The 14,506-nt window shown below is 51.9% G+C and carries 12 protein-coding genes; 9 read left to right on the forward strand and 3 right to left on the reverse strand.

Annotated features, from left to right (window positions below):
• The first annotated feature begins 69 nt into the window (after positions 1–69).
• Both C7B82_RS15090 and C7B82_RS15095 read left to right on the forward strand, forming a co-directional pair.
• The gene (locus C7B82_RS15090) at positions 70–594 is read left to right on the forward strand and encodes a L,D-transpeptidase (RefSeq protein ID WP_106257100.1); all 525 of its coding nucleotides are present in this window, start codon (positions 70–72) and stop codon (positions 592–594) included.
• Positions 595–652: 58 nt separating this feature from the next.
• Positions 653–1,543 carry an alpha/beta fold hydrolase gene (locus tag C7B82_RS15095; RefSeq protein WP_106257101.1) on the forward strand — a complete coding sequence of 297 codons (891 nt, stop codon included), beginning with the start codon at positions 653–655 and terminating at the stop codon, positions 1,541–1,543.
• 27 nt (positions 1,544–1,570) lie between these two features.
• Here C7B82_RS15095 and C7B82_RS15100 read toward each other — a convergent pair whose 3' ends face one another.
• On the reverse strand, positions 1,571–2,086 hold the full coding sequence (locus C7B82_RS15100; RefSeq protein ID WP_106257102.1) for a DUF4330 domain-containing protein: 516 nt from the start codon (positions 2,084–2,086) through the stop codon (positions 1,571–1,573).
• A 340-nt stretch (positions 2,087–2,426) separates the two neighbouring features.
• On the opposite strand from C7B82_RS15100, the gene C7B82_RS15105 reads away from it, so the two are divergent.
• From C7B82_RS15105 to C7B82_RS15115, 3 genes are all read left to right on the forward strand, one after another.
• Positions 2,427–2,654, forward strand: coding sequence for a hypothetical protein (locus C7B82_RS15105; RefSeq protein ID WP_106257103.1), 228 nt, complete (start codon positions 2,427–2,429; stop codon positions 2,652–2,654).
• On the forward strand, positions 2,651–2,878 hold the full coding sequence (locus C7B82_RS15110) for a type II toxin-antitoxin system RelE/ParE family toxin (RefSeq protein ID WP_219904433.1): 228 nt from the start codon (positions 2,651–2,653) through the stop codon (positions 2,876–2,878). The genes C7B82_RS15105 and C7B82_RS15110 overlap by 4 nt, the downstream gene beginning before the upstream one ends.
• A gap of 122 nt (positions 2,879–3,000) precedes the next feature.
• A complete protein-coding gene (locus C7B82_RS15115; RefSeq protein ID WP_106257104.1) occupies positions 3,001–4,125 on the forward strand; it encodes an ABC transporter ATP-binding protein in 1,125 nt (374 codons plus the stop codon).
• 73 nt (positions 4,126–4,198) lie between these two features.
• Here the strand turns inward: C7B82_RS15115 and C7B82_RS15120 are convergent, their stop codons facing one another.
• Complete coding sequence (locus C7B82_RS15120) at positions 4,199–6,514, reverse strand: hypothetical protein (RefSeq protein WP_106257105.1); 2,316 nt, start codon at positions 6,512–6,514, stop codon at positions 4,199–4,201.
• 145 nt (positions 6,515–6,659) lie between these two features.
• Here C7B82_RS15120 and C7B82_RS15125 point away from each other — a divergent pair, with 145 nt between their 5' ends.
• A complete protein-coding gene (locus tag C7B82_RS15125) occupies positions 6,660–8,147 on the forward strand; it encodes a proton extrusion protein PcxA (protein ID WP_106257106.1) in 1,488 nt (495 codons plus the stop codon).
• A 233-nt stretch (positions 8,148–8,380) separates the two neighbouring features.
• Here C7B82_RS15125 and C7B82_RS15130 read toward each other — a convergent pair whose 3' ends face one another.
• Positions 8,381–9,088 (reverse strand): hypothetical protein, encoded by a 708-nt coding sequence (locus tag C7B82_RS15130; protein ID WP_106257107.1) that lies wholly within the window; start codon positions 9,086–9,088, stop codon positions 8,381–8,383.
• A 147-nt stretch (positions 9,089–9,235) separates the two neighbouring features.
• Between C7B82_RS15130 and dxs the strand changes: the two genes are divergently transcribed.
• The 3 genes from dxs (at position 9,236) to C7B82_RS15145 (ending at position 14,414) form a co-directional block, all read left to right on the forward strand.
• Positions 9,236–11,140: a 1-deoxy-D-xylulose-5-phosphate synthase gene (gene dxs / locus C7B82_RS15135; protein WP_106257108.1), complete on the forward strand. Its 1,905-nt coding sequence runs from the start codon at positions 9,236–9,238 to the stop codon at positions 11,138–11,140.
• Positions 11,141–11,299: 159 nt separating this feature from the next.
• Positions 11,300–11,899, forward strand: a complete 600-nt coding sequence (locus tag C7B82_RS15140) for a TIGR02466 family protein (protein ID WP_106257109.1) — start codon at positions 11,300–11,302, stop codon at positions 11,897–11,899.
• Positions 11,900–12,242: 343 nt separating this feature from the next.
• Entirely contained in the window at positions 12,243–14,414 is a 2,172-nt protein-coding gene (locus tag C7B82_RS15145; protein WP_339375193.1) for a prolyl oligopeptidase family serine peptidase, read from the forward strand.
• The last annotated feature ends 92 nt before the right edge of the window (positions 14,415–14,506 follow it).

Below are 14,506 nucleotides of genomic sequence, written 5' to 3' on the forward strand. Positions count from 1 at the left end.
CTTAATCAGGATTTTCATCAAGAAAGACCGTAGACAAGAGTGTATAAAACGATAGTGAGAGCAGTGACAATGTTGCTAACTCGTGGTTTCAAGCAAAGCCTGGGCTCGCTGATCTTAACCGCTTCTGTCTGCCTGTTACCGACGCAGACGATCGCACAAGCACCTCTGGCAGCCGTGCTCTCACCCACGTTAAGCGCACAAAATGACACCATTGCGAGCACAGTCCGTCGCCTGGAAAAATCAAAGCGACGCTGGATTGAGATCAAGCTGTCCAGCCAGCGATTGATTGCCTGGGAAGGTAAAACCCCTGTCTACGCGGTTCTGATCTCGACCGGTAAAGACTTAACACCCACAAGCCCTGGAGTGTTTGCCATTCAGACACGCGATCGCTATGCCCGCATGAGAGGCGCTGATTACGATATTGCGGATGTGCCTTATACGATGTATTACGACGGCAGCTACGCCATCCACGGGGCATATTGGCATCACAACTTTGGTACGCCCGTGAGTCATGGCTGCGTTAACGTGGCAGTGAACCATGCTCGCTGGCTGTTTAATTGGGCCACGATCGGTACGCCAGTGGTGGTTCGTTAGTGAAATCGCACTAACATAGCGGGTATGCGTCCAATCCATGCCTCCTCATATACCGCTCATGTTTCTTCCACCTGGTTTTGACCAACATTCCATTGTCACAACACTCGGCACGATGGTTTACTACACGGCGGACATATCGCCCTGGGTAACAGACGATCGCGCTAACTTGCCCACCCTCGTCTTTCTTCACGGCTTTGGTGGTGGTTCTTCGGCATACGAATGGTCAAAAGTCTACCCTGCGTTTGCGTCAGAGTATCGCATTCTGGCACCCGATTTGATTGGTTGGGGACGATCGGAGCACCCAGAGCGGCAATACAAAGTCGATGACTACATCACAACGATCATTGAATTTCTGGAACAAACCTGTGATGGTGCGGTGACAGTCGTAGCATCCTCGTTGACAGCAGCGATCGTCATTCGAGCTGCGATCGCCCGCCCAGAATTGTTCAGAGCCCTAATTTTGACTGCACCAGCGGGACTGTCTGACTTTGGCAAAGACTATACACGCTCCTTCTTTGCTCAACTGGTCAGTACGCCAGTGCTCGATCGCGTCCTTTACAGCACAGGTATCGCTGCTAGTTGGGGCATCCGCAACTTTCTCGAACAGCGACAGTTTGCAAAAGCCGATCGCATCTTCCCCGAAATTGTCGAAGCGTATCTAGAATCTGCCCAACAGCCAAACGCCGAGTACGCAGCACTATCCTTTGTGCGGGGAGATTTATCCTTTGATCTGGCACTCTACATCGCTCAGCTCACGGTGCCAACAGCCATCATCTGGGGCAAGCGATCGCAGTTCACCGAACCAGAAATCGGCCATCGACTGGCGGCACTCAATCCGCAGGCCATTCGCGCCCTGCAAGTCATCGATGATGTTGGGTTAACCCCTCAGTTGGAACTACCAGCCGTGTCGATCGCCCTGATCCGCAGATTCCTGGACTTGCTAAAGTAGTGGACTTGCTGACGTAGCGTTCGTCAGCTACGCGCCCACACGAACATCAATCACATAAAGGTCTGAAAAGTCGTAGGTAAACCCTTCAAGCTCAATCTTGGTACCCGTTTTAATTTTGTTGTTGCCCAGCAGCGGACCATTCTTGGTCATGTTGGCATCACCCGCAACCGTCACGAGGAAATCCTTTGTAAGAGCCGCTTCGGGGCGAGGGTCAGGCAAGGCTTTGAGGGTGCCATTGGGCTGAGGCACTGCCACATTCCGGGGCAACTCTTTCACAGCTTTGATTTTGATATCGCCGAAGGGCTGATTCCGGATGATCAGGCTGGTTTTATCCCCTTCTTTGAGCAGTGTCTTAGGGTCTTGTGAGCCAACGCTTCGAATGACCACATCGACCTCTACAGGCTTGACGTTGGAGCTAAGCTGGGCACCCGTCAGGCTGGGCAGCAGAACACCCACAATCACCAACAGAATCACCAGGGCAGCACCAATATCTAAAATGCTGACCTTGCCAAATAAGCGACCTTTGGAGTCTACGATAGCCATGAAGTGTTGCCTCGACGGTACGGTGCTGGGAACGTTTTCGGGTTAAGCGAGTTACCACAGCATTGCTAGTTTACATGAGGAACCTGACGCTAAACGAGCCTTTAGAATCAGAGCCAGGCAACCCTGTGACAGATTATCATGACTGGCAGCGTCTGTAGCGGTTCCACGCCATAAGCGAATGGGATTCTCAGTGTAGAATGCAAATATTAATAGGATTTACGCAGAAACTGGGCTTCCTAATGCGCAGGCATTGCTTGAGTCTCTAGGTTTCGTCCAGCAACCCGGTTTCTTGCAACTTCACAAGCGATTGCAATTTGCGTGCCCACAAAGTCTATATTCCATGAATACTCTAGACCAAGTGCTCGAAACTGCTTTACAGCTATCCTACGAAGAGCAGGAAATGCTGATCAAAATTCTGAAAAACCGCCATCACGAAAGTCGTCGTCTGGAAATCGCCACGAACGCCAAACAAACATTGGCTGATTTTCATGCAGGTAAATTTCAGCACCAATCCGCCAACAATGTGATTGCAGCATTGCGCCAGTCTTTAAATGAACCAGACGCATGAGACTGCTGGTTCTGACGCCGAAATTCAAACGAGCATTCCGCAGTGTTGTCAAACGAAAGGCTGCTCTTCAGCAACGCATCGAAGATACCCTCCAGCAGATGGAGGCAGACGTGTTTGCCCCAACCCTTGGCACTCATAAGCTAAGCGGTAAACTAGACGGTCTTCAGTCTTGCTCTTGTGGCTATGACTGTCGTATCGTCTTCTCCATTGAATCAGGATACTGAAACGAATAGCGAAGTCATCGTTCTGCTCGATATCGGAACGCATGATGAAGTTTATTAAATGCGATGGTAGTTTCAGCGGCAGTTTGATCTGTCGTATTTGCTAATAATTTTTCTACTGATACATGGCAAAGGTTCGGCTAGAGAGAATTACGCGGCAGTTTGTCAGGAGCAATGCGACTCGTGAAACGAGCAACGCAGGCATTGCAGACATTACCTTTGAAGTGCCTGATGGGGCCTTTTGGGTGCTGGTTGGCCCCTCTGGCTGTGGGAAATCCACCATCCTCCGCACGATCGCAGGGCTAGAAGCCGCAACATCGGGTGACTTGTACATTGGCGATCGCCTTGTGAACCAAATTCCAGCCCGTCAACGCGATGTGGCAATGGTGTTTCAAAACTACGCGCTCTACCCGCACATGACCGTGGCCGAAAACCTTGCTTTTGGGCTGCAAATGCGACGGGTAGATGCGAAGGCCACACAGGAACGGGTCGAAACGGTCGCACAAATGCTGGCGATCGACCATCTGCTCGATCGCAAACCGGGTCAGTTGTCGGGAGGACAGCAACAGCGAGTGGCGTTAGGTCGGGCGATCGCTCGTCAACCGCAAGTCTTCTTGCTGGATGAACCGTTGTCGAATCTCGATGCCCAACTGCGGGATGAGACTCGCGCTGAGCTGAAACGCCTTCACCAGCAGGTGGGCATTACAACCATTTATGTCACCCATGATCAAGTGGAAGCGATGACGTTGGCCGATCAGATTGTCGTGCTAGACCAGGGAAGGATTCAGCAGATCGGTGCCCCCCAAACGATTTACGCTCAGCCTGCGAATCGCATGATTGCGACGTTTTTGGGCAGTCCACCGATGAATATTCTGTCTGCCGTTTACGATGGCACCGCATTTCAAATTAATGGACAGACGGTACCCTGTTCAGAGCTATTACGAGACCACCTTCAGCCGATCGCGGGACGGCTCTACGATCTAGGCGTGCGTCCAGAGCACGTTCACATCACTCCTGATACAGGCCATCTGACGGTAGAGATCAGCGTGGTTGAACCACTCGGACGAGAGGTTGCCGTGCGCGCCAATGTGCCAGCGACGGAGCGCTCGCCGCAACAAGCGATAGCCTTTCAGTGCCATCCAACCCAATGCCCTCATGTCGGCGATCGGCTTTTGCTGGGGCTAGATTTCGATCAGCTCTTTGCGTTCGATCGGGAGACTGGTGATACCGTATATCCCTCCAAACAATAGGCTCCAAACAATAGGAAGACAATCTCACGTAGGGGCGCAAGGTCTTGTCCCCTACTTTGATATCTGTAATACTTCAAAGCGCAGCCGTGAGTGAAACAGTATCCAGCGGTAGCGCAGCATTCACTAATGAAAGCAAAACGCCTGTTTGCTCCTGCCCATTCGTGGCTAAATCGCTGTGGCAGAGGTAAACCCGTTCTTCGGTACGACCAAGCAGATCGAGCAAAATGCGACGCAATCGACGTTCATTCGCATCCATCATATCGGCCGCAGTCCAGGCACGTCCCGACCAGCCTTGCAGGAATAGTGGCGCCCCAAAGAGTGAATCGACGCCGCTCAACCAGCGTGGTGAACCAGCATCCATCCAGAACTGCCAGCGATGAGCACGGCGACTGGAACGATACTGAAACACATTTGCCAATAGCACCGCATTACTATTTGGGCCGATCGGGCGAACAGGATAGGGGTTCGCAGTGACCGTACCACTCTGCAACAGCTGAATAAAGCGACTCACCGTCATGTAAGCCGGAGCATCGAACCGCTGACTGCGGCGCAATCTGCCATCCACTTCCCAGTAATGCTGAGCCGCCTCAATGAGCTGACGCAAGGCCGACAACTGCTCAAACGGCAAGGAGCCACCGCCAAACAAAAAGTGCTGAATGGCCCGATCGAGCAACGACACTGCATTGGGAATTAAGCGTTGCTCTAACTGTCCCTGCTGCGCTTCAATCCACTGCACGATCGCCTGATACGCATTACTCGCCTGATAGCCCAGTCGATCCCATCGAGGAAACGTGGTTGCAGGTAACAAACGGGGACGATCGGGGTGCGGTACAAAGCAGTAGTCAGCGAGCAACCCAGCACGAACAGGATCGATCGAGAAGGATGAAGGATGAAGGATAAAGGATAAAGGGGAGTTTTGAGTTTCAAGGGTTGAGTGTTGAGTGGGTTCTGCTTGCTGACTGCTGACTGCTGACCGCTGACTGCTGACCGCTGACTGCTGACCGCTGACTGCTGACTGCTGACTTAACACCACCAACATTTCTGCCACAGCATCCCGATCGACTAACCGCCCTAAACCGGGATAGACCAGAGTTAATAACGTCAGCAACGCACGAATAATAGGTGAACTGGTGAGGGGACGCTGATCGTTCAGAGATTCGACGGGAATCTGGTGTTTGGTGAGGATTTCGGTCAGGCTATAGCGGGCGATCGCGTCAACACCAGGAGCAATCACAGCAATGTCACGGGGCTGTAGTTGCTTGGTCTGCACGGCGTCTACAATTACCTCAGCCGTGCGACGCAGCAGTTGGGCACGGGAAGTTGTCTGGATCGCCTGGATCGATTCGGGCAAACTGGCGAAGAAAATGGGGTCTGTCACCAACGCCACGATCGCATCACCCAAGTCATTGCCCAGCGCGGGAACGGATCGTGCCGACAGCGTTTCAATCCGGCAACGGTCTGCCAACCCTGCCAAATAAGCGGGATCGGCTCCCAAACCTAGACGCACAGCGCCATCAGGATTGTAGGTAAAGAGGCCGGTGGCTCCAGCATCGAGCAAAACATCAAAAAGCGTTCGGGCGATCGCAGGGTATTCATCGACATCGTCCGCCAACACAATTTGATAGCGTTGCGCTAGATGTCGCTGATAGGTCGGGTTTGGCAACAAGTACTGCCAGTACAGTTCGGCAATGATGCCGTACGTCAGTAGACCGCCTTCCAAACACCAGCGCTGCCAGCGTTGCAGCAGCTCGCCCACATCGGCATCAGGCAACGGCAGTTGGTCTCCCTGCCCAGCCAGTCCTTGCTCTAGCATGACGGGGATATCCGCCAGGGGAATACCAGCCAGTGCCGCCAGTTGCAGCAAGTCCAGCAATCGACGTACTAACCGGACTTCCGTAGTGCCTGCCTGCTGCCCGATCGTGCGATCGAGGTCAGCTTGCCAGAGTTGCGCTGCCAGTGCTTGCTCATTTTCGGGGGACAGCCGGATGGGAAACTGCGCTTTCAGGTCAAGCTGTTGAATGAGCAGCGACCAGAACAGCATGACTTCTTCCTGAAAAAAGCCCAGCGGCGTGGTGGAGTGTAAAGGCACCTTACTTTGAGTCGCGGCAGTCAGGCGATCGAGCAAGTCAATGCGGTTATCGCCGATCGCGGTCAAAACCAGTACTCCCGGCATACTTGCGTCAGCGGGCTGCATGAGAGGCCGTGGGAGTGCCGCTGCGGCACCTTGCGTCGGCGTCGATTGCCGTAGCTCTAGAGTTCTGCCAGAATCTCTAGTAAGATCTCCAAAGCTTCTCGCACCAGATTGCGCCCAAGCGCGAAACTGGCTGACCAAAAAGGCCGTTTTGCCGCTGCGCGTGGCGCCTACAACCCAAATCGGTTCACCATTCACTAATTGCTCTCAGCTGATTTTGTTACTATTACTAAGCCCACTTGACGTTAACGCTTTGCGCTTGAGTCTTGCCGTATGGCTCCAGGCTACCAAATCTTGATCGTCAGCACTAAAGGCTCAGCATCATTCTGCACTTATTCGTGTCATGCAAACAACAATTTGGACCAGGCTGAAGCAGTCACTACTTGCTGCAAGGCAGTGGTATGAGCAAACGCCAGAACGGGCACTCGATCAGGCCTATGCAGCGACCTTGATGATTAAGTCGGTCGAAGATGAACATTTTGACGGCAACCCCATCTCGGTCAGTACTGACAAATACGGCACCAATTCAAATGCGGTTTTTCAGGAAGAACTCAGAAAATGCCTCAAGATCGCAACACTCCGTCTCTCAGAATTTAAGGCAAGCCGCTTTGTTTTCAATACGACTGATGCCTCTGGAAATGCACTCCAAGGTCCAGCATCGCTAGCGAATAAAGAACGATCGGCCATTATTTTAGAAAAGCTTAAGTTTATCGATGAAGTACTCGCAAGATATCAAGCCCAACAGTCAGAATCGCTGTCGCTTGTACCCGTCGAACAAAATGGTAAGGTTCAATTAACACCCAGTGATAAATCTCAGTTGACGCTGCGCTCCAATGCCAACACTGGCAGTCAACGCTTGAGTAACGGTCAAACAATCGATCAGCTCTATCAATCAGAATCGGTGCCGGAAGATGAGGGCATCTTCGATAAGTCAGGTGTGCTACCGCGGACGATCGCCAGCACCATTGGTCGCATCAAGCGAGATTTAGACCCCAACTCTGAGCAGCAGGTGGTAAGAAGCTTTCGGAGCACGAAGGCGAAAACGCAAACAGCCATTCGCTTTATGCTGATTCTCATTGCAGTGCCGTTGCTCACAGAGCAAATCTCGAAGGCGTTGATCGTTGGCCCCATTGTGGACTCCTTCCGATCGCCTGCTGTAACAGAACCCTTTCTTAATTTTGAGCTACAAGAAGAAGCGCTCAAAGAACTGCAAACCTTCAAAGAACGGCTTGAGTTCGACTTTTTGTTAGGCAAAGCACCCAGCTTGACTAGTGAAGTGGGTGGCGATCGTGCAGGTGGTGAGTCGGCAGTTGGAGAAGCCGCTGTTGGAGAGGGAAAAGCGACGGGTGAAGCAAACAAAACATTTACCAAGGCAGAGCAAGAAGAGCTGATTGAAGGCAAGTTAAAGGAGAGAGCCGAAGAAATCAAACTGGAATACAGTCATGCGAGCTCTGGTGCAATTAAAAACATCTTTGCTGATTTGTTTTCAGTCGCTGCGTTTGCGATCGTCTTACTCGTTAGCCGTCGCGAAGTGGCGGTGCTCAAGTCATTTATTGATGACACTGTTTACGGCTTAAGTGATAGCGCAAAAGCCTTTGTCATTATTCTACTAACAGATACCTTTGTTGGCTTTCACTCTCCTCATGGCTGGGAGGTCTTGTTGGAAGGGTTGTCTAACCATTGGGGTTTACCAGCCAATCGTGATTTTATCTTTCTGTTTATTGCAACCTTTCCTGTTATCTTAGACACCATTTTCAAATATTGGATCTTCCGCTACCTCAACCGCATCTCACCATCCGCCGTTGCCACTTACAAAAATATGAATGAGTAAGGACGTTCACTTTAAAGCATCTAAAAACTCAAAAACAGAGGGCAATCTGTCCTCTGCTTTGAGACCGAGCCAATTTTACGATTACTTGACTGATTTTGCTCATGGCCGTTCCATGCTGCAAAATCAGCTAGAGGCAGGCGCAGAAAGAACGTAATTATTCAACGCAAATTATTGCTAGATCATTGCACCGCAATGCCCCTACGCTAGGTTACTGTTTGTTTGCTCGCAAGCCCTTAATTGCGTTGAGGAATCGGTTCAGACTGTGTGGCAGGTGCAGGGGAAGACGGTGTCGGACTCGGTACAGCCGTTGGCGCTGTTGTCGGGCTCACGGACGGCGTTGTGCTTCCTGTTTGAGGTGTCACGTTAACGCCACCGGATGGGGTGAAGGGCAAAAAGGTTGGATCAACCTCGCGTGGAAAAGCGCTGGCATCAATGCATGAATCCAGCGCTTTGGCAGACGGGAGTTTAGCGGCTTGATTCAGCCCGACCACGCAATCTGAATATCGTGTGGGCAATAAACTGCGGCGGCAACTGTCGAGCACATCAGCGGCAGTGCTATCGCTAATCTCACGTCGAATATCGACTACGCAAGTCGCCAGATCTCTGGGTCGTCGCACCTGACGGCAGGCATTCAGCGCATCAGCGGGAGCAAAGGTGTTGCCACTCAGTTGGCTCACGCACGCCGAGAGGTCTCGTGGAAAAAAGGCTCTAGAGCAAGCCGATGCGGCTTCTTCGGACGAAATTTTGGCGCCTAACAGGTCGGCGGTACAACGCTCGTAATCGTTGGCAGCGATCGCCGGAACGGGCAACACGACTGCAACCAGCCCTGCTACAACACTGATGCCGGCAAGGCCGCTAACCAACGTGACACGAGACTGAGACTTTGGCTGACAGATTTGAGCTTTCACAGGTTTAGGAGCTTGGAGGGTGATCGTTTGCATAATAACAAGCTTTCTACGCTGAGTTACCACCCAAAACGGGAGGACTTGCCGCAAACATTACAATTCTGTCATCAACTTCACTAACCTGAATCTACTACAGTGATAAAGGTATACGAGTCCGTTTAGCAGTCCAAAGGATACCCCGGTATGCATCTGAGTGAATTAACTCACCCCAACCAGTTGCACGGTCTGTCGATCTATCAGCTCCAGCAAATGGCTCGCCAAATTCGTGAGAAGCACTTGCAAACAGTCGCTGCCAGCGGTGGGCATTTAGGACCTGGCTTAGGCGTTGTGGAACTGACGCTAGCACTATATCAAACCCTGGATCTCGATCGCGACAAAGTTACCTGGGATGTGGGGCATCAGGCCTACCCCCACAAGCTCATCACCGGGCGCTATGCCCGCTTTCACACCCTGCGGCAGAAAGACGGCATTGCGGGTTATCTCAAGCGCTGCGAAAGCAAATTTGACCATTTTGGAGCCGGTCATGCGTCTACCAGCATCTCTTCAGCGCTGGGGATGGCACTGGCTCGCGATATGCAGGGCGAAGATTACAAAGTGGTCGCCGTGATTGGTGATGGCGCCTTGACGGGTGGTATGGCATTAGAAGCAATCAATCACGCAGGGCATTTACCCAAGACTAATTTATTGGTCGTGCTGAACGATAACGAAATGTCGATTTCACCGAACGTCGGCGCTATTCCCCGTTATCTCAACAAAATGCGGCTGAGTGCACCTGTACAGTTTATTTCTGAGAATTTGGAAGAGCAGTTCAAGCATTTGCCCTTCGTCGGCGAATCCCTCGCTCCAGAAATTGGTCGCGTGAAGGAAGGCATGAAGCGGCTGGCAGTGCCCAAAGTGGGTGCTGTGTTCGAAGAATTGGGCTTTACCTATGTGGGGCCGATCGATGGTCATAACCTGCAAGAACTGATTACAACCTTTCAACAGGCGCACAAGCATCCTGGTCCCGTGTTGGTGCACGTGGCAACGACCAAAGGCAAGGGCTACGAGATCGCTGAGAAGGATCAGGTCGGCTATCATGCTCAGTCGCCGTTCAACCTCGCCACGGGAAAAGCGGCTCCTTCTAACAAGCCCAAGCCACCTAGCTATTCCAAAGTGTTTGGCGATACGCTGACAAAGATTGCTGAGAACGATCGCAGAGTCATTGGTATCACGGCTGCGATGGCAACGGGCACAGGTCTAGACATTTTGCAGAAGCAGTTGCCCGACCAATACATTGATGTCGGTATTGCCGAACAGCATGCCGTCACGTTGGCAGCTGGGATGGCATGTGAAGGGATGCGTCCGGTCGCCACGATCTATTCCACCTTCCTACAACGCGCGTTTGACCAGATTATTCACGATGTCTGTATTCAGAACCTGCACGTCTTCTTTTGCATCGATCGCGCGGGCATTGTTGGCTCTGATGGCCCCACTCATCAGGGTATGTACGATATCGCCTACCTGCGTTGCATCCCGAATATGGTGCTGATGGCTCCTAAGGACGAAGCCGAACTCCAGCGCATGATCGTAACCGGCATTGAGCATACGGGGCCGATCGCCCTCCGCTATCCACGTGGCAACGGCTACGGTGCGCCCTTGATGGAAGAAGGCTGGGAACCCCTGCCGATCGGCAAAGGTGAAATTCTCCGTCATGGTGATGATGTACTGCTGCTGGGCTACGGTTCGATGGTCTACCCCTCCATGCAGGTGGCCGAGATCCTCAGCGAACATGGCATTCAGGCAACCGTCATCAACGCCCGTTTTGCCAAACCGCTGGATACCGAACTCATCCTGCCGTTGGCGCAAAAAATCGGTCGTGTTGTAACGCTGGAAGAAGGCTGTCTCCCCGGCGGCTTTGGGTCTGCGATCGCGGAAGCGCTGCTGGATGCCGACATTGCTGTACCGCTTACCCGCATTGGGGTACCCGATCAGCTAGTTGACCATGCCACCCCTGACGAGTCGAAAGCCGCTCTCGGCCTCACGCCACCCCAAATGGCAGAACGCATCTTGAAGCTGTTTAGCCGTCAGCCGTCAGCCGTCAGCGTGTAGTGGCTGAGCCACCGTTGTTGTCATTGATAGAGGCGGGGTTGTTTTGCGATCGAGTCGTTGTCAATAACGTTGAGATCGCAAGACAACCGCGTTCACTTTCTCAATTCACAATTTCTCAATTCACCTCAAAAAAGTTGCAGACAAACTATAGGTGACGCCATGAACGAGGCCCGCTGGACAGCAAATCGTCATCACCTGTTTCCGACTGCATTATTTGCGTTTAACATCACAGACTATACCTCGCTTAACCAGCAACTTTTAGAGACCATTTATCAACTCAAGCAACAGGATCAAGGCGCTTCGGCATCGAACGTCTTGGGTTGGCATAGTAAAAGTAATTTATTTGAATTGGATGCCATCAAGCCACTGAAGGCAATCGTTGATGCAGCGATCTTAGAGGTTGCTCAAGCAGTTGGCTATGGTGATATTCAAGTTAAAGCGGCTAATTGTTGGGCGAATGTCAACCCTCAATACGCCAGCAATAAGATTCATGATCACGCTAATTGCCTTTTTAGCGGGGTCTATTATGTGAAAACGCCACATGATTCGGGTCAGTTGATGTTCTACGATCCTCGCAGCGCCAAGACGTTTTATAAACCGCTGGTATCAAACTTTACCGCTTATACTGCGGATGCGATCGCCCATGCGGCAGAAGAAGGGCTGATGCTAATCTTTCCAAGCTGGCTGAAGCATGGAGTCGAGCCCAATTTAAGCGATGAAGATAGAGTCAGCATCAGCTTTAATTATGTCTTTATTTAACAGTAGACGTACGAGTGGGCGTTGCTGAGCCTGGGATGCGTCGTGAATTTGCAAAGCCCTAGCCTGCAGCAAACAAGAAACGCAAAACGCTTTTAAAAGGCAACTCTCAAAGCCATAACCCTGCACCAATGTCCCATCAATTTTTTTTGATGCCTTCTAAAAAGGACACCAGAAAGCCCTATCGTAGCCAGGTAGTCCTATTTGGGAAAAGATGATGGCAGCCCAAAAGCAGCGTCTTTCCTCCATCCTTTCCTCAATGGCACTATCCGGCGATCGAGTTTAAGGCCTGATTTGATAGGCTAAGCAACCGACACAATCACGTCGCATTGGCCTGAAAACGTCTATGAAATTGTTTGCAAAAAAGTGCATTTTGTTGGTGGTTGCGATCGCGCTCTTCGGTTTGATCTGTCACTATGGACAAAGTTGCTCCTTATCCGCTGCCATGACTGACCCCAACCAAACGTTTGTGTATCCTCAACCCCGTCAGGCAAATCAGGTCGATGACTACCACGGTACACGCGTTGCAGACCCGTATCGTTGGCTCGAAGATCCGGATTCTGACGAAACAAAAACCTGGGTTGAGGCTGAGAACAAGCTGACGTTTGGACTGCTGGAGCAAATTCCCGCGCGCGATCGCCTCAAGCAACGCCTCACTGAATTGTGGAACTACGAAAAGTACGGCATTCCGTTTAAGCAAGGTGACCGCTACTTCTACTTTAAAAACGATGGTCTGCAAAATCAGAGCGTTCTCTACACGTTGAAGTCTCTGGACGATGAGCCTGTAGTTTTGCTCGACCCAAACACCTTGTCTGAAGACGGTACGGTTGCACTGTCAGGATTGTCTGTAAGTGAAGATGGGCAGTCCCTCGCCTACGGATTGTCTACATCTGGTTCTGACTGGCAAGAATGGAAGGTACGGACGGTCGAGACAGGGAAGGATTTGGACGATCGCGTGCAGTGGGTCAAATTCTCTGGTGCGTCCTGGACGCACGACGGCAAGGGCTTTTTCTACTCTCGCTACGACGAACCGAAGGAAAAGTCGAAGCACGAAGACGTTAACTATTTCCAGAAACTCTACTACCATCGCCTTGGCACACCCCAGAGCGACGATACGCTGATTTACGAACGTCCCGACCAGAAAGATTGGGGCTTTGGCGGTGGCGTGAGTGAAGATGGACGCTTCTTAATCATTTCTGTTTGGCTGGGTACTGATCCACGCAATCTGGTGTTCTACAAGGATCTGTCCGTGCCGAATGCGCCGATCGTCGAACTTATTAACACCTTTGAAGCCAGCTACAGCTTTATTGATAATGAGGGCGATCGCTTCTGGTTCAGCACCGATCTGGAGGCACCGCGCAGTCGCGTGATTGCGATCGATACGAAACAGCCCGATCGTGCCCACTGGCAAGAAGTGATTCCTCAAGCCGCCGAAACCCTTGAAGGCGTGGGCATTCTCAACAATCAGTTTGTGGTGTCTTACCTGAAAGATGCTCACAGTCAGGTGAAGCTCTTTGACCTGAACGGTACACCCGTCCGCGACGTTGAGTTTCCGGGTCTTGGCTCCGTGGGTGGCTTCGGCGGCAAACGCCATGATACCGAAACGTTCTACAGCTTTACCAGTTTCACTACACCCGCGACCATCTACCGCTACGATTTGGTGAACAACAAAAGCTATGTCTTCCGTCAACCGAACGTAGACTTCAACCCGGACGATTACGAAACGAAGCAAGTCTTCTACGCCAGCAAAGACGGTACGCAGATTCCCATGTTCATCGTCCACAAAAGAGGACTGGTGCTGGATGGGACAAGTCCCACCTACCTTTACGGCTATGGTGGCTTCGGCATTTCCCTCACGCCCAGTTTCTCGGTTAGCTCTCTGGTTTGGCTAGAGATGGGCGGCATCTTTGCGCAGCCAAGCCTGCGGGGTGGCGGTGAATATGGCGAAGACTGGCATCAGGCAGGCACCAAGCTGAAAAAGCAAAATGTGTTTGATGATTTTATCGGTGCTGCGGAGTGGTTAATCGATCACAAATACACATCAGCGAAAAAGCTGGCGATCGCAGGCGGCAGTAATGGCGGCTTACTCGTCGGTGCCTGCATGACTCAACGCCCCGATCTCTTTGGTGCCGCCCTACCAGCCGTTGGCGTGATGGATATGCTGCGGTTCCACAAATTCACGATCGGCTGGGCGTGGATCTCGGAATACGGCACACCCGAAAATGCTGACGAGTTCAAAGTGCTTTACGGCTACTCCCCACTGCACAATCTCAAACCGGGCACGGCCTATCCCGCCACGCTCATTACGACTGCCGACCACGACGATCGCGTGGTGCCTGCCCACAGCTTCAAATTTGCTGCTGCTCTGCAAGCTGCCCACAAAGGCGATGCCCCCGTCATGATCCGCATTGAAACGAAAGCGGGACACGGAGCAGGCAAACCCACTGCCAAAATCATCGAAGAAAGCGCTGATAAATGGGCGTTTTTGGTGAAGGTGTTAGCGATCGCTGAAAGCTGAGCCACAGGTATGACACGTATTGTCAAATCGCCCTTCCAGGTATAGGAGCGACCAGGTGTCGATGAACGATGCGTCCGCGATCGCTACATTAC

The organism is Stenomitos frigidus ULC18 (assembly GCF_003003795.1).
Classification (GTDB): domain Bacteria; phylum Cyanobacteriota; class Cyanobacteriia; order Leptolyngbyales; family Leptolyngbyaceae; genus Stenomitos; species Stenomitos frigidus_A.

Excerpts from the sequence above, each read along its gene's own strand:
- C7B82_RS15090 (WP_106257100.1), top strand. The coding sequence starts at position 70 with ATGTTGCTAACTCGTGGTTTCAAGCAAAGCCTGGGCTCGCTGATCTTA.
- C7B82_RS15095 (WP_106257101.1), top strand. The coding sequence starts at position 653 with ATGTTTCTTCCACCTGGTTTTGACCAACATTCCATTGTCACAACACTC.
- C7B82_RS15100 (WP_106257102.1), bottom strand. The coding sequence starts at position 2,086 with ATGGCTATCGTAGACTCCAAAGGTCGCTTATTTGGCAAGGTCAGCATT.
- C7B82_RS15105 (WP_106257103.1), top strand. The coding sequence starts at position 2,427 with ATGAATACTCTAGACCAAGTGCTCGAAACTGCTTTACAGCTATCCTAC.
- C7B82_RS15110 (WP_219904433.1), top strand. The coding sequence starts at position 2,651 with ATGAGACTGCTGGTTCTGACGCCGAAATTCAAACGAGCATTCCGCAGT.
- C7B82_RS15115 (WP_106257104.1), top strand. The coding sequence starts at position 3,001 with ATGGCAAAGGTTCGGCTAGAGAGAATTACGCGGCAGTTTGTCAGGAGC.
- C7B82_RS15125 (WP_106257106.1), top strand. The coding sequence starts at position 6,660 with ATGCAAACAACAATTTGGACCAGGCTGAAGCAGTCACTACTTGCTGCA.
- C7B82_RS15130 (WP_106257107.1), bottom strand. The coding sequence starts at position 9,088 with ATGCAAACGATCACCCTCCAAGCTCCTAAACCTGTGAAAGCTCAAATC.
- dxs (WP_106257108.1), top strand. The coding sequence starts at position 9,236 with ATGCATCTGAGTGAATTAACTCACCCCAACCAGTTGCACGGTCTGTCG.
- C7B82_RS15140 (WP_106257109.1), top strand. The coding sequence starts at position 11,300 with ATGAACGAGGCCCGCTGGACAGCAAATCGTCATCACCTGTTTCCGACT.
- C7B82_RS15145 (WP_339375193.1), top strand. The coding sequence starts at position 12,243 with ATGAAATTGTTTGCAAAAAAGTGCATTTTGTTGGTGGTTGCGATCGCG.